Source organism: Ditibartonella choladocola, from assembly GCF_002007565.1.
In the GTDB taxonomy this organism is placed as follows: Bacteria; Pseudomonadota; Alphaproteobacteria; order Rhizobiales; family Rhizobiaceae; genus Bartonella; species Bartonella choladocola.
On record NZ_CP015625.1, the window covers coordinates 1,611,775 to 1,634,492 of the forward strand.

Consider the following 22,718-nt stretch of genomic DNA (forward strand, 5'->3'; position numbering starts at 1 on the left):
GTAACCGCCTGATTACGCGAATTTTTTCTGAATTTCCTGAGCCACCGCCGTAGGCACTGGTTCATAGTGATCGAATTGCATTGTATATTGGGCACGCCCCTGACTCATCGAACGCAAACTATTGACATAGCCAAACATGTTTGCGAGCGGAACCATAGCATCCACCACAGTAGCAATACCTCTTGGCTCTGTGCCGGAGATTTGACCGCGACGGGAGTTCAAATCACCGATAACATCACCAACATAGTCTTCCGGTGTAACAACCTCGACCTTCATGATAGGTTCAAGAAGTTGTGCGCCGGCCTTCTGGGCTCCCTCACGGAAAGCAGCACGAGCAGCAATCTCGAATGCCAGTACCGAGGAGTCAACATCATGATAAGCACCATCAAGCAATGTTGCTTTGACACCCTGCATAGGAAAGCCAGCAAGTGGGCCGGAACCCATAACGCTTTCCAGACCTTTCTGGACACCGGGGATATATTCCTTCGGAACAGCACCACCGACGATTTTCGATTCAAACAGCAAGCCGTCGCCGTCATAAGGTTCAAAAAGAATCTTCACACGTGCAAACTGACCCGAACCACCGGACTGCTTCTTATGGGTATAATCAATTTCAGCAGGCTTTGTAATCGTTTCACGATAAGCAACCTGCGGCTGGCCGACATTCGCCTCGACTTTGAATTCGCGACGCATACGATCAACAATGATGTCGAGGTGAAGCTCACCCATACCGGCAATAATTGTCTGCCCTGATTCTTCGTCCGATTTTACACGGAATGAAGGATCTTCAGCCGCCAAACGATTAAGGGCAATGCCCATTTTTTCCTGATCGGCCTTGGTCTTAGGCTCGATTGCAATTTCGATAACCGGTTCCGGAAACTCCATACGTTCCAGAATAACTGGATGAAGCGGATCGCAAAGAGTATCGCCCGTGGTAGTTTCTTTCAAACCGGCCAATGCAACAATATCACCTGCATAAGCCTCTTCAATATCGGTACGGGCATTGGAATGCATCAACAACATACGGCCGATACGCTCTTTTTTACCCTTTACGGTGTTTTCAAGAGAGACACCCTTGTGAAGCTCACCTGAATAGATGCGGCAGAAGGTCAACGAACCGACAAACGGATCGTTCATAATCTTGAATGCCAACATTGACAAAGGTGCTGCATCCGACGATTCACGTGTTGTTTCTTCACCCGTCTTAACATCGATGCCCTGAATAGCAGGAACATCAACCGGCGAAGGAAGATAAGAAACAACAGCATCCAACAATGGCTGAATACCTTTATTTTTAAAGGCAGAACCGCAAAGAACCGGATGGAAAAGCACTTCACAAGTACCTTTACGGATCAGTGAAATCAGCTCTTCATTGGTTGGCATTTTGCCTTCGAGATAGGCCTCGGTAGCAGCTTCATCAACTTCAACAGCAGCTTCTACCAGCTTTTCACGATATTCTTCGGCTTTAGCCTTCATATCTGCCGGGATTTCACTGCTTACAGTGTGACCACCAATAGAACCATCCCATGTAAGGGCTTTCATATCGATAAGATCAATGACGCCCTCGAAATCGTTCTCGGCACCAATCGGCAACTGGAGAACCAGTGCATTCGCGCCAAGACGCGAGCCGACCATTTCAACACTGCGATAGAAATCCGCACCGATCTTGTCCATTTTATTGACAAAAACCATACGCGGTACATGGTATTTTTCAGCCTGACGCCAGACAGTTTCAGTCTGCGGCTCAACACCGGCATTCGCATCAAGAAGAGCTATCGCACCATCAAGCACACGTAATGAACGCTCGACTTCAATTGTGAAATCAACGTGTCCGGGAGTGTCGATAATATTGAACCGGCATTTTTCACCGTTACGCCCCTTCCAGAATGTTGTCGTAGCAGCGGAAGTAATGGTAATACCGCGTTCCTGCTCTTGCTCCATCCAGTCCATTGTTGAAGCGCCGTCGTGCGTTTCGCCGATTTTATGATTCTTACCGGTATAGTAAAGAATACGCTCGGTCATTGTGGTCTTACCGGCGTCAATATGAGCCATAATACCAAAATTACGATAATCTTCGATTTTATACTCGCGAGCCATATTTTTTGCTTTCGATTAAAAAGAGTTCACTTACCAACGATAATGCGAGAATGCGCGGTTGGCTTCAGCCATACGGTGCGTATCTTCGCGTTTCTTGACAGCCGAACCACGATTATTCGCTGCATCCATCAATTCGCCCGACAAACGATCAACCATGGTTGTCTCGTTACGGTTACGTGCCGCTGCAATAAGCCAACGAATGGCCAATGCCTGACGGCGATCGGGACGTACATCAACAGGAACCTGATAAGTTGCACCACCAACACGACGAGAACGGACTTCAACATGAGGAGCAACATTCTCTAATGCCTGATGAAACAGAGCAACCGGCTCCGTTTTTGCTTTATCACCAACTACATCAAGCGCACCATAAACAATGCGCTCTGCAACCGACTTCTTACCATCAAACATGATGGCATTCATAAATTTTGTAATCACAAGATCACCGAACTTCGGATCTGGATTAATCTCACGTTTTTCTGCTCTATGGCGACGGGACATTGGCTTCGTCTCTCAAACTTATTTAGGACGCTTGGCACCGTATTTGGAACGGCGCTGCTTACGATTCTTGACACCTTGCGTATCGAGCACACCACGAATGATGTGATAACGAACACCAGGCAAATCCTTAACACGTCCGCCACGAATCATGACAACGGAGTGTTCCTGAAGGTTGTGACCTTCACCGGGAATATAACCAATAACTTCAAAACCATTGGTCAAACGAACCTTGGCAACCTTACGGAGAGCCGAATTCGGTTTCTTTGGTGTCGTTGTATAAACGCGTGTGCACACGCCACGCTTTTGCGGGTTTGCCTGCAATGCAGGAACCTTATTACGCTTGACCGGCGCTGTACGCGGCTTGCGGATCAACTGGTTTACGGTAGGCATTCAACCTTCCTCTTTTCAATCTCTTTTGTCTCGCCCAATCTGGGCCGCTTCACTTTATTCAGTTGCCAGCAAAAAACTGGCGACAACAGTAAACGCATGCACAAAAAACCGGGCTTCACCGCTATCGTGCAGATCACCCGACTATAAGCAGAGGAGACCGTAAAAGCCTCATGCATCCGGCATTTGCGTTTCAAAACCGTAAAACGAACCCTGTTTGAGGCGAACTCCAAAACGTGTCGTTTTGAAAATGTAGCTAACCTCACATCGGCTCCGATGGCGGTTTATTAACGATAAACAAGTGTTGCGTCAAGTCCTATAGCCGAGAAAAACAATGAAATCGCGATTTTTACGGCGTTTGGACGACCAATCGACAGTTTATAACAGGAAGATTGTCGATTGAGACCATTTCAGAAGAAATCACACGCCGCAAAAATTCCGATAAATCCGGTAATTTATGAATATTCCGAATTTTGACGCACTGCGCATGTACGCCCGATTTCCTCTATCAAGAGAATCGAAGCATGAGTCTGAACGGAATCATTAAAAAAACGTTCCCTTGAATTGATGCGGTGCTTTTGCCCCTGTTCGGCTCTTTTATATATTTTAAAAATTCCGAACCGTAAGAACCAATCAAAAAGCTTTCAATACAAAATAACAGCTTTTCCTGATGTCGGCTTTCCGTTCGCTTTTATAAAACAATCGGCCAAACACCATCAGATCTTATCTTATAAAATGTCACATCGTTTACTTTATTAATATATGAAACCGTGTCGAATGATATATTCGCACCTCTTTAGTCCTTGAATAAAAGCGCGACCAATCTTTCATTGAATAGTGATTGAAGCATTGAATGGTGTTTGAATCATTCCGCTTTTCCCGAACAACCTTCCGGATAATGGCTTGGCCTCAGGATAGTTTCATAATCTTCTTCCCGGTAAGCTCTATCAATAAAAGCCGGATTGTTTTGACAAAAACGGGATTTTTGAAAGAGCTATCCATTAGAAAAGCTACCCATTATATTTTTATTCCGATAAATAACATTAAAACATCAACTAACGCTTGAAGCTTCAGGATAAGATTGGTTAAAGTGACGGGTATGAAAATAGCAACCTGGAATGTGGCAGGTATCAGAGCCAGACATGATACGCTGATAAAGTGGCTAAAATGGTGTGAGCCTGATATTGTCTGCCTGCAAGAAACCAAAACGATAGATGCAAATTTTCCTCGTGCCGAGATTGAAGCTCTTGGCTACCATATCGAGGCACACGGGCAGAAAGGTTTCAACGGCGTCGCACTGCTTTCAAAGACCAGTCCCGATGAAGTCGTTCGGGGCTTGCCTGGTGATGATAGCGACGAACAGGCCCGCTACATCGAAGCTGTATATTCGACCCAAAAAGGCGTCATACGGGTTGCATCACTTTATGTGCCCAATGGTAATCCGGTAGATAGCGAAAAATACCCTTACAAATTGCGTTGGTACGAACGCTTTCAAAAACACGCCGCTTCTCTTCTTGCTTTGGAAGAACCGCTGGTATTTGCGGGTGATTATAATGTAATCGGTTCTGATTACGATGCCAAAAATCCGCAAGAATGGATTGGCGATTCACTTTACCTTCCACAAAGTCGTCAAGCCCTGTGGGGAATTAGGAATCTCGGTTTTTATGATGCAATCCGTTCGACTTCGGACAATCCGGACTATAGTTTTTGGGATTTCAAATCAGGTGCATGGACAAAAAACGATGGAATAAGAATAGATCATTTTCTTATTTCCCCTGAAGCCGCCGACAAGCTCGAAAGCAGTTCGGTACAAAGCGTTGTGCGTGGATGGGAAAAACCATCCGATCACGTTCCCGTTGTCATTAAGCTGAAGTAATTTCCCTTTTATTTGCATCAAAGTTTTATAAAATATAAAGAATCCGTTAAAAAACACAGAAAATTTATATTCATAAAAAAAAATGTGTTAAACTCGCGATCGTGGGCAATTTTGTTGCGGAAATAATCAAATAGGAGAACATTCATGAAAAGAGCTCTCATGGCTTTTGCCGCTTTGGCAATCTTGGGACTGACTGGCACCGCAATGGGCCAGCAGAAAGACACGCTTGAAAAAATAAAGGATAGCGGCTCGATCACATTGGGTGTGCGCGAATCATCGGGTTTGGCCTATGCGCTCGGTAACGGAAAATATGTTGGTTTCCATACCGAAATGGCAGAGCGCATTATCGACGATATTTCCAAAAAAATTGGCAAACCGATCAAGATCAATTATCTGCCGATTACTTCTCAGAACCGCATTCCGCTTTTACAAAATGGCACTTATGATTTTGAATGTGGTTCGACAACCAACAATGCAGCAAGAGGTAAAGAAGCGGCTTTTGCCTATACGACTTATGTCGAAGAAGTACGCATTGCCACCAAAAAGGATTCCGGCATAAAATCTATTGCCGATCTCAACGGGAAAACTGTTGCGACAACCACCGGCACAACTTCGGTGCAGCTTATCCGCAAGAACAAACGTGCACAAAATATTGATTTTAAAGAAGTAAACGGGAAAGATCACGCCGATAGTTTCCTGCTTCTGGAATCGGGAAGAGCTGATGCTTTTGTTATGGACAGATCAATCCTTGCAGGAAATATCTCAAAATCGAAGAATCCGTCGGATTATGTCATTCTCAATGACGTTCTATCTGTTGAACCTATTGCCTGCATGTTGCGTCTTGACGACAAGAATTTGGAACAGGCAATTGATGACAGTATTGTACGGCAAGTAAAAGACGGATCTCTCGAAACTCTATATAATAAATGGTTTATGCAGCCGGTGCCTCCTTCAAATACAGTCGTCGGATTACCGCTTTCCGATACAACGAAATATGCTTGGGAACACCCCAACAACAAGCCTATGGAAGATTATCAGGAAAACAAATAATAACTTGTGAGAAACAAGGCTGCATGTTTTTGAAGTTGCATGCAGCCTATTTATGGCGTTACAAGCCAATGCGGCTTGGTAAAAACAGAGTGCGTGCGTACTCGTGCCAGATTTTCGGGAATACTCTACAATGGATTTCTCATTCCTCTGTATGGATGATATAGATCATACCCATGTTGCCGGTTGTTTCGGTAAAGCGGGTGTGAGTCATACCTATCTCGATACACTGCTCAATGCATTTTTGAATACAGCTCTCCTTTCAATTTCAAGTTTAATTTTAGCGATTATTGTCGGTGTGATTATCGGCACAATGCGAACTCTGCCTCGCACATCGCTCTTCAATCGTATATTACGCGCAATTGCCCGGATATGGGTGGAAATAACACGCAATATTCCACTGCTCGTCCAGATATTTCTTTGGTATTTCGTTGTTCCGAAGATTTACCCGCCCGCAATGGGCTTTCCGCCGATGATCCTTGTCATTTGTGCATTGGGATTTTTTACCTCGGCCCGAATTGCCGAACAGGTTCGTTCGGGAATTGAAGCTATTCCAACCGGTCAACGTTATGCTTCCATGGCAATGGGTTTTACCACTTATCAAACCTATCGCTACGTCATTTTACCGCGGGCGATGCGAACCATTTTGCCACCGCTTATTTCCGAATCCATGGGAATTGTGAAAAACTCGGCCGTCGCTTTTGCGGTTTCAATCCATGAATTGATGCAATTCCAGTTTCAGGCCATTGAAGAAGTCAGCCATGTCTATGAAAACTACATGGTTGTGACAGTTCTTTACGTCATTATTTCTCTGGTTATTTTTGTCGTTATGTCAATCATTGAACGAACGGTCAAAATTCCCGGATTCCAGACGGAGGGGAGATAATCATGTCGAATCCCGGCTCTACCCTATCCTATTATCTGACGTTCGACTTTTCGTGGATGGATTTTTCCTTCTTCACTTTCGATGTATTCAAAACCTACATTTTATCCGGTCTTATTTTCAGTGTTGTATTAACAATTGTTGCCACAGTCCTTGGAGTGATCTTCGGAACACTTTTGGCAATGATGCGGCTTTCATCAATAAAGCCTTTATCATGGATAGCCACCATTTACGTTACTGCCATGCGCTCCATCCCTTTGGTGATGGTAATTCTCTGGTTTTTCGTCTTGCTGCCTTTTGTCACCGGACATTCGATCGGCGCAAACAATTCCGCATTCATTACGTTCACAGCCTTTGAAGCAGCCTATTTCGCAGAAATTATGCGCGCCGGCATAAGGTCGGTTCCGCAGGGGCAAAAATTTGCCAGCGAAGCTCTCGGCATGACTTATTGGCAATCCATGCTGATCGTCATTTTACCTCAAGCATTACGAAATATGCTTCCCGTTCTTCTTACGCAGGTCATTATCCTGTTTCAGGATACATCGCTTGTCTATGCAATTAGCGGCAATGATCTTCTCAAAGGTTTCGACATTGTGGCAAACAATTTCGGTGTCAAACAGGAAGCTTATATTCTTGCCGCCGTGTTCTATTTTGTGATCTGTTTCACGCTCTCGCAGGCTGTCATGTATCTGCAGAAAAAAGTCGCTATTATTCGCTGATAGGAAAGTTTTATGCCCGAACATATGATTGAAGTAAAAAACGTTTCCAAATGGTATGGAAAATTCAACGTTTTGAAGAATTGTTCGACCAATATAAGCAAAGGCGAAGTTGTCGTTGTATGTGGTCCTTCCGGTTCCGGTAAATCGACCTTTATCAAGACCATTAATGCACTCGAACCGTTTCAGGAAGGGCAGATTTGGGTCGACGGTGTTCCTGTTCATTCTCCGAAAACCGATTTGCCAAAATTACGTAGCCGCGTTGGTATGGTTTTCCAACATTTCGAGCTTTTTCCGCATTTATCGGTGATGGAAAATTTGACGATTGCGCAGACCAAAGTTCTGCATCGTTCAAAGAAAGATGCAATCGAAAGCGGGCTGAAATATCTCAAACGCGTCGGTCTGATCGACCATAAGGATAAATATCCGGGGCAACTTTCGGGTGGTCAACAACAGCGCGTTGCCATTGCGCGCGCGTTGACAATGGATCCTGTTGTTATGTTGTTCGATGAACCAACGTCTGCACTCGACCCTGAAATGGTGGGTGAAGTGCTTGATGTCATGGTAGGACTTGCACAGGATGGAATGACGATGATATGCGTAACCCACGAAATGGGCTTTGCACATAAAGTATCAGACCGTGTCATTTTCATGGATGCCGGAGCAATATTGGAAGATTGTACATCGGAAGAATTCTTTGCTTCACCTGATTTGAGAACGCCGAGAGCCCGCGATTTTCTGTCGAAGATTTTGAGCCATTAATCCGACAAGCGGCAACAAGCGGTTCACATATTGGCGGCGCGATTGGCTGGTTCAACATCCGGTGCTATGTCTTGTTGCCCGAAGATTGAAAACAAGCCAGATATTATCCTTGTGGTTATTTCCGGATTTGGTAAATAGCCGATAATGATTGACCCAATCATCGTTGGCCTTTATCCGGCTTTGCGAAATTTTTCTTTCGCTAATTGGCGCAATCCTGTCTTAGCAAACATTCTTATCATCAATGAGGACACGTCGGCTAATTGCTACAGACGTTTGCGGGATAGACTTGCCGCACTGGTCGCCGGAATGTCAGGCTAACAATCAATCGCTACAAAAACCTCTTCGTTATATCGTTCATGAAATGGCTGGAAGCCAACAGCATAACACAGTCATCAAAAAGCATCCGGCTTAAAAGCAACCTGCCCGCCTACCCAAAAACCTTGGTGTGCCCCAATAGTAACCCGTGGCGCGGCAACAGTGCCGCACCCGACTTTCGCCACATTATCACTCTTCACAACAAAATGGTGATTGAGTGTCGCTATAAAACGGGGATCTATGAAACGGGGGTCTTATAAAACAGCGGCCCTATAAAACGGGGGCCATATAAAAACACGCGATTGAATGGAACTCTTGCCGGAATAGATCGACTGATGAATACCAACGCCTATTGAAAATTTATAAAATTGAAAGTTAAAAACCGTTATCGTTCCTGACGATGTCGCTTGCAAGAGAAATAGCCGTGCGCCGATCGGCTTCGCCCGAAACCGCGAAAGCACGTTCTTGCAATTGCCGGATCCATGTCTGGTCGTGTGGACCGGCTTTTTCATAAGCGGCCGTCATCATTGCAAGCCCCCGCACTGTTTTGCCTGCTTGAAACAACATATTGCCCAACATTGCTTGCGCTGCCGGATTGCCTTTTCTTGCCGCAAGCTGGAACCAGCGAGCAGCCTGAACGGGATTTTTTTCTCCCCCATCGCCATTCAGCAGCATTTTTCCCAAACGATATTGCGCTTCAGGATTACCGAAGTTGGTTGCCGCCTGCAAATAAAGACTGCGTGCTTGTGGCATATCCTGTTTGACAGGCGAATTAGGAATCCCCGTTACGAGATAAGTCGCTATCTCTACCAGAGCATCGGAAAGGTAGCTTTCGTCTTCCGAACCGGGATCGGCACCTTCCTGAACAATACGAACGTAAAATTGATAGGCCGCATAATCATTCTCGGCGACACCATCACCATCCGCATACATGCGTGCCAGCTTCCAATTGGCACCGGGGTGGCCCATATCGGCAGCATATTTCAGTGCCTTGACAGCTTGCCCCTTATCACCATTTTTATAAGCTGAAATACCGCTCTTGAAAAACTCGAACGGGCTATCCGATTGGCTTTTAGTCTGGTTTACATCAAGCGCAGATGCGGTAGAAAGACAGATTCCCAATGTGAGCGCAGTCACACTGGCCAACCAACCTTCTTTGCATCTGTTCATATGAAATTTTCCTATCTAGCCCGATTTCAACGAGCAATGGCTTTTATGTTGAATAAAATGCTCTTGCTTTGTGGTGGGAATGAGGCATCAAATTTGTTCCTGATGTTAGCATATCAACTTTCAAAAGTGTGTTGCCTGAAAGCAACACCTGAAGATCACTCTATTATAGTTAACCGGTCGAAAGCCATGAATTTTTTAAAATTGCATCATAGCTATAATTATGTAAGATAGCCTCCTGTATTGCTAAACAAGCACTAATTAATCTGTGCGAAAACATTTCGCATTTTTAGCCGGTTTGGCCTTATTTGTATGAGTCGGAACAATGATGAGTAAAACGGGTCTTGTAGCGTTCGCGCTTTTCACAGTGGTAATATCAGGTTGTTCTACAACCACAAAGCCTGAAAGTGCCGTGACAAATGCAACCTCCGCAACAACGACAGGCTATTGGTATCTTGGCGATAATGGCGAACGCCAGTGGCGAACATTGAACCCGGCCGACATTCCGGCACCCGCTCCGGCAGTGCGTAAAAATTACGCTTCAGCCATGGGAAATGGCAGCGGACGCGGCTAAAAGTAAAAACCGCCTGATAATAGGTACAGGCGGTTTTTAAATTTCAACATCATCAAAAACTTATCCAAGCCGCTTCAGAGCAATAGCCAGTTTTTCTTTAGCCGCTTCAAGCTCGGTCAGGCGTTCGCGTTCAGCCTCGACAATTTCCGGCTTGGCATTTGCAACAAACTTGGGGTTATCAAGCTTTTTTTCGACCTTTTCGATGTCAAGATCAATCTTGCCCATTTCTTTGTGCAGCCGTGCCCGTTCGGCTTCAAAATCAATCAATTTGCCTAACGGCATACAAAATGTTGCTTCGCCAAGGATAATCTGGGCAGCGGCATCGGGAACCTTATTTGCAAAGTCGATCGTTTCGATACGTGCCAGACGCTTGATCGCTGCTTCATGACGTTCGACACGTTCTTTTGTTGTATTTCCTGCTTCGACAATGACCAAAGGCGCCATTGCACCCGCCGGAACATTCATTTCAGCACGCGCAGAGCGGATTCCGCCGACAACATCAATGAGCCAGTTTATATCTTCCGCCGCCTTTTCATCACGGAAATTGATATCCGGCCAGCTTGCGAGTGCCAGCATTGTCGTTCTTTTATGCTTGTCGGTTGCCGTTAGCGCCCATAATTCTTCCGTCATATAAGGCATGAACGGGTGCAGAATTTTATAAACCTGTTCGAGAACCCACGCGACACAAGCCTGCGCTTCTTTTTTCTCGCTTTCGTCTTCGCCCTGAAAAATCGGCTTCAATAATTCGAGATACCAATCACACAAAGTATTCCAGATAAAGCGATACACTGCTGCGGCTGCATCATTGAAACGATAGGTCTCAATTCCCGATGTTACAGCTTCAATTGTTTTTGAAAGCTCTGTCAAAATCCAGCGATTGAGTGACAGTTTGACGGTTTCGGGTTTGAAAGAGGGATCATAAGCAACCCCGTTCATTTCGGCAAAACGCGTTGCGTTCCAAAGTTTTGTGCCGAAATTGCGATAGCCGGCAATACGTGCAGGGTCGAGTTTCACATCCCTGCCCTGCGCTGCCATAATGGCAAGTGTAAAGCGCAACGCATCCGCACCGTATTCGTCCATCAAATCAAGCGGATCAATGACATTACCCTTCGATTTCGACATTTTGGCGCCGTTCTTGTCACGAACCAGCGCATGCATATAGATGTTGTGGAACGGCACATCATGCATGAAATGCAGCCCCATCATCATCATACGCGCGACCCAGAAAAATAGAATATCGAAGCCTGTTACCACAACGCTGGTCGGGTAGTAGGTTTCAAGTTCTTTTGTCTTATCCGGCCAACCGAGCGTCGAAAATGGCCATAAAGCTGACGAAAACCAGGTGTCAAGTACATCCTCGTCACGCCGTAATTCGACTGTTTTACCATAATATTCATCAGCTGCTTTTTGCGCTTCTTCAGCCGACTTTTCAACGAAGACCTTTCCGTCAGGCCCGTACCAGGCCGGAATCTGGTGTCCCCACCATAACTGGCGGGAAATACACCAGGGTTCGATATTTTCCATCCAGTTGAAATAGGTTTTTTCCCAATTCTTCGGGATAATCACCGTTTTTCCGGTTTTAACAGCATCAATGGCCGGTTTAGCAAGCTTTTTTGCATTGACATACCATTGGTCGGTCAACAAAGGTTCGATCGGCACGCCGCCACGGTCGCCATGGGGAACCATATGTGTATGGTCTTCAATACCGGCGAGATAGCCGCCCTCCTCCATCATTTCGACAATTTTTTGTCGGGCGTCAAAACGATCCAACCGGTCGAATGCTTCAACGAGCTTTTGGAGTGTCTCTGTTTCTTCGAGATCTTTCAGGAAATCTTCATTATCACGCAGGAAAATTTTCGCATTTTCCGTCATGATATTGATAATTCCAAGATTGTGCCGACGCCCCACCTCGAAGTCATTGAAATCATGAGCCGGAGTGATTTTAACAGCACCCGTCCCTGCTTCGGGGTCGGCATAATCATCGCCGACAATTTCGAGCTTGCGTCCGACGAATGGCAATATTGCATGATGCCCTATGAGGGCCTTATATCTTTCATCCTTCGGATTGACAGCTATACCGGTATCACCAAGCATAGTTTCAGGCCTCGTGGTGGCGACAACAATGAAAGTATCCGGATCGTCGGGATTGAAAACTTTTCCTTCCAACGGATACCGAAAATGCCAAAGATGCCCTTTTACTTCTTTCTGCTCGACTTCAAGATCGGAAATCGCGGTCAAAAGCTTCGGATCCCAATTGACAAGGCGCTTGTCTTTATAGATCAAACCTTCCTTATAAAGAGTAACAAAAACTTCCAGTACAGCGCGCGATAGCCCTTCATCCATCGTAAAACGCTCACGCGACCAGTCGCAGGAAGCACCGAGACGCCGCAGTTGATGGGCTATTTTGCCACCCGATTCTTCGCGCCATTGCCAGACGCGTTCGACAAATTTTTCGCGTCCCATTTCCTGGCGTGTCGGTTCTTTCCGTTGAGCCAATTGGCGCTCGACAACCATTTGTGTGGCTATTCCGGCGTGGTCCATTCCCGGCTGCCATAAAACATTCTTTCCCCGCATCCGTTCAAATCGCACCATAATATCCTGAATGGTGTTATTGAGCGCGTGCCCCATATGCAAAGAACCGGTGACATTGGGCGGTGGAATGACAATGCTGAAAGCCTCGGCTCCCGGTTTTGATCCTGCTCCGGCCTTGAAGACACCGTTTTCTTCCCATTGTTTTTCTATACGGGGCTCGGTCGAGCCGGCATCATATGTTTTTTCTAACATTCTCTTTTCCAATTTTCACCGGTAGACGGCAATCTTGTTGCTCTATTGCAAAAAGCTATCCCAGTTCCGTTTGAAGACATATTTCCAATCGGTTTTAACCGACTTCGTATCAGGTTTCAAAAAATAATGAAATAATTTGATATAATTTCCCGATAAAATGCGAAACCCCTTTATTTCAAGACAATTTCAACCTGTTTCGATCCTGTTTTTTAAAGATCGAACGTCATCAAATTAAGAATATCCAAAACCGAATATCCTTTAGCACGACACATATGACAGATTCGAGACATACGATGAAATAGACAAGATTGCCGACGCGATAGACAAGATTGCCGACGCAATAGACAAGATTGCCGACGCAATAGACAAGATTGCCGACGCAATAGACAAGATTGCCGACGCAATAGACAAGGTTCAAAACGTCTGGACAATAGAGGATAAGTGCATCAGTCCCGATCAGACGGAAATTTTTTCTCGAACGCTTTGATAATTTCCTCTTGAAGGATTCTTTCCACCAGTGAAGACCAATGATTTTGCAACCATTTCAGAAGAACCGGACGCAATACTTCTTGTGCCAAACTTTCAACGTCATCCCAGAGTTTCGGGTTAAACTCAAGTTCCGGATAGCGCATCTCGTTATCGGTCTCGTTTTCAAAATTTCTCCCATCGGAATTGTCTACGTCCTGTCGGGCTGAAAGATCAGCCTTTTCAGTATTCTGATAATGGTTCCGACTTTCAACGGCTTCCGCGCTATCTGCCATTTCCGGCTGTTGTTCCCCGTTTAATGGCCCGGAATCCTGTTGTCGGGATGTTTCGTCACTTGTAGCAGCTTGAACGCGCTGGTCGGCTGTTCCTGCGTCATAGCCTTCATTTTCCGGATTCTGGTTAGCGGAACCATGGTCTTCCTGCCCGCCCAAGCCAATACGCGCAGCAAGTGCCTTCATTGCATCGTCGACTGTCAGAGCTTCGGGATTATTCGCTGAAACGTTCTTATCGGCCGGCGAGGCTGTTTCGTCCGGCGAGGCAGTTTTGGCCGTCGCGGCTGTTCTTGCAGCTTTCACGCGGGATGTATCACGAGCACCGACACTGTTAACGGCTTCATTTATCTCATTAGACCGCGGATTAACGCGTCCGGTATTTTCTTCAATAATCTCACGGATAGATGCAAGTATCTCGTCCGTGGTTGGTTCCTTCAGCGCGTTTGAACTTTGTGCCATGCTCTTTTACCTCTCAACCCGAAATACAACCCGAATCGTGGTTGAACTTTAGCAAAACAACTGTCACGCTAAAATCATACGGCCAAGTTTAAGATAGACAACACACAGATTTCTCTATTTTTTCAACTCTTATTATATGTTCGACCATATTATACGCTTTTAACGTTTAATTTACAAAAACCTTTCGATGTTAAAAAAACGTGTACCCTACCTCGGGTTGTTTCATTCATTCAGGAAAAGAAAAATTTATCCAATTGCACATCGAACAAAGCGTTCTTCCGGAATTTAAATATACCGGTTAAGAATCCGGCACTTAAGTTTATTTTTAATAGTAAAAAGATAACTCTTTCAGTAGTGATCGGCGCATTCACTATAAACGTTGTTATTATAGAATCTGGAAGTTCTTCCTGTTGATAGCATTGTTGATATTGACAATTGATCTTTTTAATGTACTGTTATGATACATTCATGAAGAATGTGAGGTAGCGCTGGAATAGCTATGAGAGCTTGAAAAGCTGCAGTATTCTTGAGGGGATACGACATGACCATCTCATCTACCGCATTAACTGGACGAAGTGGAGAAATAGCACTTCAGTTGATTCAATCGATAACGTCAAAGACCAACAATTCAAACAAGTCAAATCCCTCTGACGTTAAAAACAATATTCAAGAACTTGTAAAACAAGCCGGTGAAATTCGGGATAAGTCTCAAGCAGATTTTCGATCCAAATTGATTGAAAATGCCTTGAAAGCAAATAATGCGCAATCTCAAGATAAAGTCAAAGATGATAACAAGGTTAAGATTGCTGTTGATCGGGCAAATCAGGCTTCTGTTGATAAAATACAAAAAATCATAGGCGACGCTATTGATATTACAGAAATAAAAGATGGTTCATCGTCTCGCAGCCTATCAAGTGTTATATATCAAAATTTATATGATTATTTAGAAGACAACCCTTATGCTCTCTCTCAAGATCAAATGAAAGAGATTGTGGTTGAATATTATAAAATCGGTGTTCGTGAAGGTAGAATAGAAGATCGTCACGGCCTTATGGATAAGTTGGTTTCAGGCGATTATCAAATCTATATGGGGGACGAAGTCGACGATCCGATGTTTGACCGGGTCAACTACGCTTTTAAGCGAAAAGAGGGGGGAGGCGAAGTCAGCGAACTTGAAGTTGACAAATCTCAACTCGCTCCAGGCACGAACGAACGGGCAAGACAGCTTTGGGAAAGTGGCAAAACACTTGCAAGTGGCGATCTTTTCTTGAGTGGTAAAAACGCTCGTCGGTGGCGTTATAATATCGTGTTCTAAAAAAGCAGATAATATCGGTAAACACGACTGTCATCATTATTTGTAAAAGTTTAGACACGATCTGACAATTTGGACTTTTCAAAGCGGGAGTTGCCCTCTTTGCGTGTTGTGACAAAACAAACATTCAAAGAACGGCAGCTCTCATGATTGCAAAGAACGAATGATCTAACACAACGTCGGATTGTTTAATTTTATTGATGAATTGGGAAACGCCTCTATACTGTGCGAGATTATTGAATTTCCCCCCGACACTTTCTATCGAGGTCAATCTGTGCTGCTGATGATGATGGTGCAAGGCTCTGTTCGAGCGTATGCGCCGCAGCCCGATTTAAAAAAAACGCGTTGATGAGAAGATTGGCAATGCCGATATTTCCCTTTGCCGCCCGCTAACCCGTTGATCGAAAGGTTTGGAACAATAACGAGTTCCGTATATTTGTTGTATTTGTCTTTGCATCCGGCTTGCTTTCCAAATGGCAGCAATGATCTGGTGAACTTCCACTTCCGGTTGACTTTCCTTGAAAACCGGTTGCCGATAATGGCATTTTCCCGCCGGAAGCGCAGATTGTTTCTCTAAAAAAGAAGAAACTCGATAATGAAGCTTGGTGAGTGGGTGAAATCGCCCTTCCCGCTTAATCGGCTTATCAAGATACGTCCTATGTCGGAACATTAAAGGGTGTCGGACATGTTTATCAGCATAGTTTTGTCGATCTCTATTCAAAAGCAAGCTGTGCCAAGCTCTTGCCCCAAAACCCGATTACCACTACCGACCTCACCATCACCCTGTAATGTCGTTCTTTCGGGAATATGACCTAACTATACTGCGAATATCCACTGACAGGGGAAACAGAATATTGCGGCAAACGCAATGCGCATGATTATCAGCTCTATCTTGCCGTCCATAACATTGAACAGAAGAAAACCAAGGCAAAATCACAGTAGACAAAGAACATTGTTTAACGCAGCCCGAAGGCCATCTCGCAAAAATTCCAGCAGGTTAAACGGAACGAAGTCTCTGATACAATTGACGTTTTTCAAGAAGAGCCGGATTTACGGGTTCATGCCTATCACCAATCAAAGAACCCGCCAATGAAAAATGTGTTGCAGCAGAACTTCCAAGCAAATTTTGATAGAAGTCGCAGAAAATCTGAAGGGGAAAAACCGGCTAAATCTTGATTGGCAATACATTGAAAAATGCCGGACACTGCAAAATTATCCGCAATGATCCGATCAAGGCCAAACTTCTACACTTATTCATAAGCCGCTATTCAATATAGTAGGCCGCTATTCATTTTTGTATCAAAGGCTTTAATCCGTTCAATTTAACGGATGGCCAAGCAGTAATTACTTATGACGGGAATAATATCTCTCAACGATAGACTTTTAACTCTTAGAAAAATTGAATAACAACAGATTTTACAGCCATTATCATTTGGACAGAGCCGTATCTTTTTTTCAAAGACACGCTCCCGACTTCTTTAACAAGCACAATCCCGCCCGTTTGACATATGTCCGTTCATTCCAAGACATATCTGCAACGCGTTGAAACGTTGATGTTGCCTATCAATGCTGAAGGTCAATAGCCATCGAAACTATCCGTCGATCATAGGAAGTCCAAGTCTTGAACTATGATTTCCCGATCAATGAAATTTTTGCTAACCCATTAGCCCGGTAAAATTCCAAAATAATCGAAATAGAAAGTCCGGATAAAACAAAAAAGCACATTGATTTTACAATGTGCTTTTTCAATTTCATTTATATCAGGGTGATACTTAACTCTAAACAATCAAAGACGTTAAATGGATGAAGAACAATATAAATATATCATATATCTATATTTAAGGCCTCCTTCAAATCACCGCCCGTCCGGTGTGCGAACGCCAATCCATTTATCTTTGACAGCTTTGTTATGTTCTTCCGGATCATATTTGACAACGCGCAGCCCCAATTGATCGGCTGTCATTTTACCGATTGCCGACTGGACATTATAGCTTGCAACCACAACATTACGCTCTGCTGTAACCAATGAAATCTGCGCATCAATAAGTTGTGTGCGTGAATTCAAAACGTCCAGAGTTGTCGCCTGGCCAACACGGTTTTCCTGAACGCGACCGTCAAGAGCAATTTCTGCAGCACGAACACTATCGCGATAAGCTATAACCGACGCGCGTGCTCCTTCCAATTGAGACCATGAAGACGACATGTTCTCGCGAACGCTATCCTGAGCAAGATCCAGCTGTATCCTTGCCTGACCTAGCTGTTCCTTGGATTGCCGGATTTGAGCCGAAGTACGACCACCTTGGTAAATTGGCACATTGATTGATACGCCAACCGAATTCGACCGGCCGCCATCCCCCGGACCATTATAAATCTGGTTGTAAGATGTACTTGCCGATAAATCGACCTGAGGAAGCAAAGCGCCCTCTTTGGCTTTGACGTTATAGGAGCTGGCATCAATCAGGTATTTTGAATAAAGAATAGCGGGGTGAGTCGCCGCACCAATCTTGTAACCCGCATCCGGTGAACCCGGCAGGGCTTTTGAAACCGGCGGGCGCTCCAATTTGTCGGGGTCCGCACCAATTACCTGACGATAAACGGCTTCAGCCGACTTGACATCTGCACGTGCCAGACTGAGTTCGGATACTGCAACGGAACGTGCAGCCTCTGACTGTGCCAAATCCGTACGGGTTCCCTCGCCAACATCAAGTTTTGCTTTATCAGCTCGTACTTGCTCTTCCAAAGCTGCAAGGTTTTGGCGGCGCAATTCGGCAATCTGCCGATACTGGAACACATTGGCATAGGCTGTTGCGGCATTAACCAGCATATTCTGCTCGGTATTGCGCAAATATTCGCGTTGCGCCTGCGCTTTAACTTCGGCCGAAGCAACTGTATTCTTGGTAACGAAACCGTCAAAAACTTTCTGGCTTAATTGCACTCCCAACGAACCGGTTGTCGTATAATAGGTTGTCGCAGCGCTGCGGCCACGGGCATACGAACCGAAGCCCTCGATTTGAGGACGGAAGTTGGATTTCGCAATGGCAATATCTTCATCGAGAATGCGGGCACTTGCTCGTTCACTATTCAGATTGCCGTTGTTTGTGTAAGCCTTGGCGAGAGCCCCCATCAGCGTTTCGGCATGCACAGGTTGCGATGCAAAAACAACGCCTGATAGCAATAAAGCCGACAAAAGAGCTTTCTTTGTTTTCACCACAGCTACACCTCTATTCAAAAAAAACACACAACCCATCTTGAATGGACAAGTTGATACTATTTACCTGACCGTCAAAAAAATGCAATGCATCCGATCATTAAAAATCCAACCGTTGCACAACCGCAACCCTTTGAGGTTCCTTAGAAAACAAATTCGGGTGTTTTCTGGAAGCCCTCTAACGGGTTGATTGCAAGGTTAAAGACGCGCCGGGCGGATACGACACCGTCTTCTTTCATATAGACGCGAGCAACAGCGGAATTGCCATGCCCCTCGGCCACTACAAGGCGACCACCTTCACGCATCTGTGCAAAAAGACCTTCCGGTATAAAATCAACGGAACCTTCGAGAAGAATAACGTCATAAGGCCCTTCTTCCGCATAACCTTTTGCGAGAGGTCCGCTGACGACGGCTACATTATCATAACCGCCCTTCTGCATATTTTCATTGGCGACAGCGGCAAGCTTCTCATCCTGTTCCAACGCAATGACGGAACTTGCCAATTTTGACAAGAGTGCGGCGCTATAACCTGTTCCTGCCCCGATATCGAGCACGACATCTTCCAATTTTATATCGGCTGCTTGCAACAATTTTGCCAATGCCGCCGGTTTCATCAGATAACGTCCGCGCCCGCCAGCACGTGAAGCAGTCAAGGGAATAGCTTCATCTGTATAGGCCAATTCTTTAATTTTTTCAGGTACAAACTTTTCGCGGGGAACTGTCAAAAATGCGGCCAGAACCGCAAGCTTCGTAACATCCACTGTCCGAATCTGACTATCTACCATTCTCTGCCGAAGCATTGCAAAATCCGCTGCCATAACCGAACTTCCTTCTCATCCACTACGAAACACGCTGTAGGGAAAATATATAATTTAGTGAGGTGTCGCAAAAAACAAAGTTACAGTCAATCATAAGATTTGCAAAGGCCTCATTCACCCTCGAAAATGAGTGGAATACGTCTTCCGACCTTTGTGAACCGTTTTTATGCGGCTTACCACGTCAAGAAGTATCACAAAACCCGACTCCGCGCAAAAATCGAAGATCAAACTCTTTAGATATACATCAAAAATCACTTAATTTTTGAATTTTGTTATAATTCTACCCGTCATTCGGTTCTTTACCCATTTCAAAATCTACATTCGACATAGCGGAATAAAAATTGTTCAAGAATAATCTCTATCCGAAATGTCATAACGGGAAAATCGCTGCAATCGGCAAGCATATTGACGTCAATGACAAACAAATACCTTCGATGAAATGAATTAAACCGGACACATGACACCGAACTCATGACACCGACACCATGACACCGCACTCATAGCCGCCAACTTATACGCGCCAACTTATACGCGCCAACTCATAGACGCCAACACTTAGACGCCAACGTATGGGCTTGAACTCTCGGACGCAAACTTATGGACACCAATTTAAGGAAGCCAACTTCACCTTTAAATCATAGCACAGAATTTTTCACCGGAGGTCTGTGTCACTTCGTTGGAATTGCCCGAACAATCAATTCACTGCAAATCGGAGCCTTAATGAAGGGAGTGTTGGATAACGGCTCACAAAGGGTGCAACCGGAAAATTGGAGGCCTCGCCCGGAGTCGAACCGGGTTACAAGGATTTGCAGTCCTCTGCGTAACCGTTCCGCCACGAGGCCTCATAAAATGTTAGTAGCTCATTAAGTTAAGCAAAGGCTTCCGTCAAGACACACAACAAGCGAATATATGTATTTTTTGTTGAATCTTGCATCGTGTTTTGAATAGCGTTCCCATGCCTTGATACTGTTCAGGCTTATCCATGGATTAAAATCGGGTTTCACCTTCGAGGCACGCCGATTTTCACGCATTGACGCCTATCCTGCTCAAACAAATCAAATCAATAGCCGAAAGAATGTGAAAACTTGCCGGAGAGACCGAACTTCACACGTTTAGATTCTATCCGCACGAAATATTTTCTCGGAACCGGATTGAAACTTTTCGCTGAAAACCTTCGGTCACAGATTTTTCCCGACATGCAAGACTCATCTTGAGAAAAAGAACACGGCAAATGCTTGAGTCTTACAAGACGCGACATTTTTCGTTGACACATCAATTGCTATTATTGACCTTTGCGCGGCCGTTTTCCGGCAGTTTTCTTCAACCTGTAGTGCATCACCAGCGGGGTGTTGATATTTTTTTTAAAAAATTATCATTTCCCTATTTGCAAAACCTAAATTCATTTGCTATAGCCCTGCTGCATCACACATGTGAGCGCCATTCCCCGGTAGCTCAGTGGTAGAGCAACCGGCTGTTAACCGGTTGGTCGCTGGTTCGAATCCGGCCCGGGGAGCCACTTTTTCCCACATAATATTTGTTAAAAAATTCGTTTTGAGCTTGCTAAAAACCTCGCTTGAAGTCCTGTTTTTCAACTTGCTTTATAAGCCAATCAAGGCTCTGTTCAGCATATTGCTATAAGACGAGTTGCAGAACCTTCGAGATTCGGCATCCCTCAAGGCTTTCCATTGTTATCGTGATCGCTTTTCGCTACCCGGACTGTTAAAAATTGCCCATTCCGCGCTAAGGACGTTAAATTTGCCGTTCCACGCTGATGGACGATAAATAAATCGAGTTGAAAATTCATCGCCAGTTTTTCCGGTTCACTTTTTCAACAAACACAGTCTTGAAAGTCACTGCATTTTAAATGCAGATGGCCATTCGATTTCTGTTATTAACCCGAAAGGCAGAATCTATTCGTCTCAAGTGCGAAGCCGACAATCGAATCGCGGTCACCAGTGGTACACCGGTTTCGGACATTTTCAACGAAACGACTTGAAGCCTATGTTCAAGCGGCAAGAGCCACAAGGGTTTTCGTGATATCGTTTTACATCGAACTCTTCAGGCGCAATAAAAACCTCTTCAGGCGAAATAAAAACCGGCATCAGCCGATTTTGTTATTTTTTCTAAAATCATTTATGCGGTAAGCGTAACGGTCGAGTTGCGCTTCTTCCATCGGGTCTCTCTCCCATTCCTCCAAAGCTTGACGATGCCATTCCCGCATAGAAGGGAGAGCAAGCAATCTTTCAACATAGTCCAGTGACTTGCTGCTTAATTCGATATTATAGTTTTTGATACGGAAAGCCACAGGACAGAAGAACGCATCCACACCTGTAAACGCTTCGCCAGCAAGGAACATGCCGCCAAATTGTTCAAGTCCCGACAGAAACAGTTCGTCCAGCCGGAGAAGATCTTTTTCAAGTTCCGGCGCCGGTTTTTTCAATTTTGCGACTATTCCCACCGACATCGGGCATTGAGCCCGTAATGACTGGAAGGATGAATGCATTTCGGCAGCGGCTGATCGCGCCCAGGCACGTGCTTCCCGCCTCTTCGGCCAAACCACGTCGTAACTTTCAAATAAATATTCGGTAATTGCCAAACTATCCCAAACGACAGTGTTTCCATCAATGAGAACCGGAACTCTTGCAGATGGTGAAAATGCTTTGAATTGCCCGTAATTATCCTCTTTGAAAATATGTTTTATTTCCTCAAAAGGTATATCCAGCGTTTTCATAAGCACCCATGGACGGAGCGACCATGAGGAATAATTCTTATTGGCAATATGAAGTTTATACATTGAAAAACACTCCGATACCCATTCTGATAGCGTTAATCGCCATCAGCCAACAGCCGACAATTGTTCAGACATTATCAAAGCGAATATCATCCATTGACCATATCCACAACAAGCAGCATCGTCGGGCAGTCTCCTGATCTTTTATAAGCTGGTCATCCTCTATCCTGTTTAAATTTATGCAGACCAACATTCGTTTGAATATCAAGGATCGGGACTGCGTATACACCCCCCGATTAACGGATACTTTATTGATCGCCATC

The 22,718-nt window shown here is 44.9% G+C and carries 16 protein-coding genes and 2 tRNA genes; 8 read left to right on the forward strand and 10 right to left on the reverse strand.

What is annotated here, in order from left to right; genetic code table 11:
- Window positions 1-12: 12 nt before the first annotated feature.
- The 3 genes from fusA to rpsL are packed head-to-tail and all read right to left on the reverse strand — an operon-like array spanning window position 13 to window position 2,988.
- Window positions 13-2,097 carry an elongation factor G gene (fusA, locus tag BBC0122_RS07235; RefSeq protein ID WP_077992537.1) on the reverse strand — a complete coding sequence of 695 codons (2,085 nt, stop codon included), beginning with the start codon at window positions 2,095-2,097 and terminating at the stop codon, window positions 13-15.
- Window positions 2,098-2,127: 30 nt separating this feature from the next.
- Complete coding sequence (gene rpsG / locus BBC0122_RS07240; RefSeq protein WP_077992538.1) at window positions 2,128-2,598, reverse strand: 30S ribosomal protein S7; 471 nt, start codon at window positions 2,596-2,598, stop codon at window positions 2,128-2,130.
- Window positions 2,599-2,616: 18 nt separating this feature from the next.
- Window positions 2,617-2,988, reverse strand: a complete 372-nt coding sequence (gene rpsL, locus BBC0122_RS07245; RefSeq protein ID WP_002964366.1) for a 30S ribosomal protein S12 — start codon at window positions 2,986-2,988, stop codon at window positions 2,617-2,619.
- Between the two features lie 1,096 nt (window positions 2,989-4,084).
- Here rpsL and xth point away from each other — a divergent pair.
- The 5 genes from xth (at window position 4,085) to BBC0122_RS07270 (ending at window position 8,269) form a co-directional block, all read left to right on the forward strand.
- Window positions 4,085-4,861 carry an exodeoxyribonuclease III gene (gene xth, locus BBC0122_RS07250; RefSeq protein ID WP_077992540.1) on the forward strand — a complete coding sequence of 259 codons (777 nt, stop codon included), beginning with the start codon at window positions 4,085-4,087 and terminating at the stop codon, window positions 4,859-4,861.
- 144 nt (window positions 4,862-5,005) lie between these two features.
- A complete protein-coding gene (locus BBC0122_RS07255; RefSeq protein WP_077992541.1) occupies window positions 5,006-5,911 on the forward strand; it encodes a transporter substrate-binding domain-containing protein in 906 nt (301 codons plus the stop codon).
- Window positions 5,912-6,041: 130 nt separating this feature from the next.
- On the forward strand, window positions 6,042-6,794 hold the full coding sequence (locus tag BBC0122_RS07260) for an amino acid ABC transporter permease (protein ID WP_077992543.1): 753 nt from the start codon (window positions 6,042-6,044) through the stop codon (window positions 6,792-6,794).
- 2 nt (window positions 6,795-6,796) lie between these two features.
- On the forward strand, window positions 6,797-7,510 hold the full coding sequence (locus tag BBC0122_RS07265) for an amino acid ABC transporter permease (protein ID WP_077992544.1): 714 nt from the start codon (window positions 6,797-6,799) through the stop codon (window positions 7,508-7,510).
- 12 nt (window positions 7,511-7,522) lie between these two features.
- A complete protein-coding gene (locus BBC0122_RS07270; RefSeq protein WP_077992546.1) occupies window positions 7,523-8,269 on the forward strand; it encodes an amino acid ABC transporter ATP-binding protein in 747 nt (248 codons plus the stop codon).
- 690 nt (window positions 8,270-8,959) lie between these two features.
- Here BBC0122_RS07270 and BBC0122_RS07275 read toward each other — a convergent pair.
- Entirely contained in the window at window positions 8,960-9,754 is a 795-nt protein-coding gene (locus BBC0122_RS07275) for a tetratricopeptide repeat protein (RefSeq protein ID WP_077992548.1), read from the reverse strand.
- 322 nt (window positions 9,755-10,076) lie between these two features.
- Here BBC0122_RS07275 and BBC0122_RS07280 point away from each other — a divergent pair, with 322 nt between their 5' ends.
- Window positions 10,077-10,325: a hypothetical protein gene (locus tag BBC0122_RS07280; RefSeq protein WP_149866648.1), complete on the forward strand. Its 249-nt coding sequence runs from the start codon at window positions 10,077-10,079 to the stop codon at window positions 10,323-10,325.
- Between the two features lie 60 nt (window positions 10,326-10,385).
- Here the strand turns inward: BBC0122_RS07280 and BBC0122_RS07285 are convergent, their stop codons facing one another.
- Together BBC0122_RS07285 and BBC0122_RS07295 are read right to left on the reverse strand one after the other, a co-directional pair.
- Window positions 10,386-13,109 (reverse strand): valine--tRNA ligase, encoded by a 2,724-nt coding sequence (locus BBC0122_RS07285; RefSeq protein ID WP_077992551.1) that lies wholly within the window; start codon window positions 13,107-13,109, stop codon window positions 10,386-10,388.
- Window positions 13,110-13,555: 446 nt separating this feature from the next.
- Window positions 13,556-14,326 (reverse strand): DUF2497 domain-containing protein, encoded by a 771-nt coding sequence (locus BBC0122_RS07295; RefSeq protein ID WP_077992554.1) that lies wholly within the window; start codon window positions 14,324-14,326, stop codon window positions 13,556-13,558.
- Between the two features lie 541 nt (window positions 14,327-14,867).
- On the opposite strand from BBC0122_RS07295, the gene BBC0122_RS07300 reads away from it, so the two are divergent.
- Window positions 14,868-15,641 carry a hypothetical protein gene (locus tag BBC0122_RS07300; RefSeq protein WP_077992556.1) on the forward strand — a complete coding sequence of 258 codons (774 nt, stop codon included), beginning with the start codon at window positions 14,868-14,870 and terminating at the stop codon, window positions 15,639-15,641.
- 1,852 nt (window positions 15,642-17,493) lie between these two features.
- Here BBC0122_RS07300 and BBC0122_RS07305 read toward each other — a convergent pair.
- The 3 genes from BBC0122_RS07305 to BBC0122_RS07315 form a co-directional block, all read right to left on the reverse strand.
- The gene (locus BBC0122_RS07305) at window positions 17,494-18,885 is read right to left on the reverse strand and encodes a TolC family outer membrane protein (protein ID WP_188318009.1); all 1,392 of its coding nucleotides are present in this window, start codon (window positions 18,883-18,885) and stop codon (window positions 17,494-17,496) included.
- A 104-nt stretch (window positions 18,886-18,989) separates the two neighbouring features.
- Window positions 18,990-19,664: a protein-L-isoaspartate O-methyltransferase family protein gene (locus BBC0122_RS07310; protein ID WP_077992558.1), complete on the reverse strand. Its 675-nt coding sequence runs from the start codon at window positions 19,662-19,664 to the stop codon at window positions 18,990-18,992.
- Window positions 19,665-20,432: 768 nt separating this feature from the next.
- Window positions 20,433-20,506, reverse strand: a tRNA-Cys gene (locus tag BBC0122_RS07315).
- A gap of 599 nt (window positions 20,507-21,105) precedes the next feature.
- Between BBC0122_RS07315 and BBC0122_RS07320 the strand changes: the two genes are divergently transcribed.
- A tRNA-Asn gene (locus BBC0122_RS07320) sits at window positions 21,106-21,180 on the forward strand.
- Window positions 21,181-21,765: 585 nt separating this feature from the next.
- Here the strand turns inward: BBC0122_RS07320 and BBC0122_RS07325 are convergent.
- Window positions 21,766-22,458, reverse strand: a complete 693-nt coding sequence (locus tag BBC0122_RS07325) for a glutathione S-transferase (RefSeq protein WP_077992559.1) — start codon at window positions 22,456-22,458, stop codon at window positions 21,766-21,768.
- Window positions 22,459-22,718: the final 260 nt, after the last annotated feature.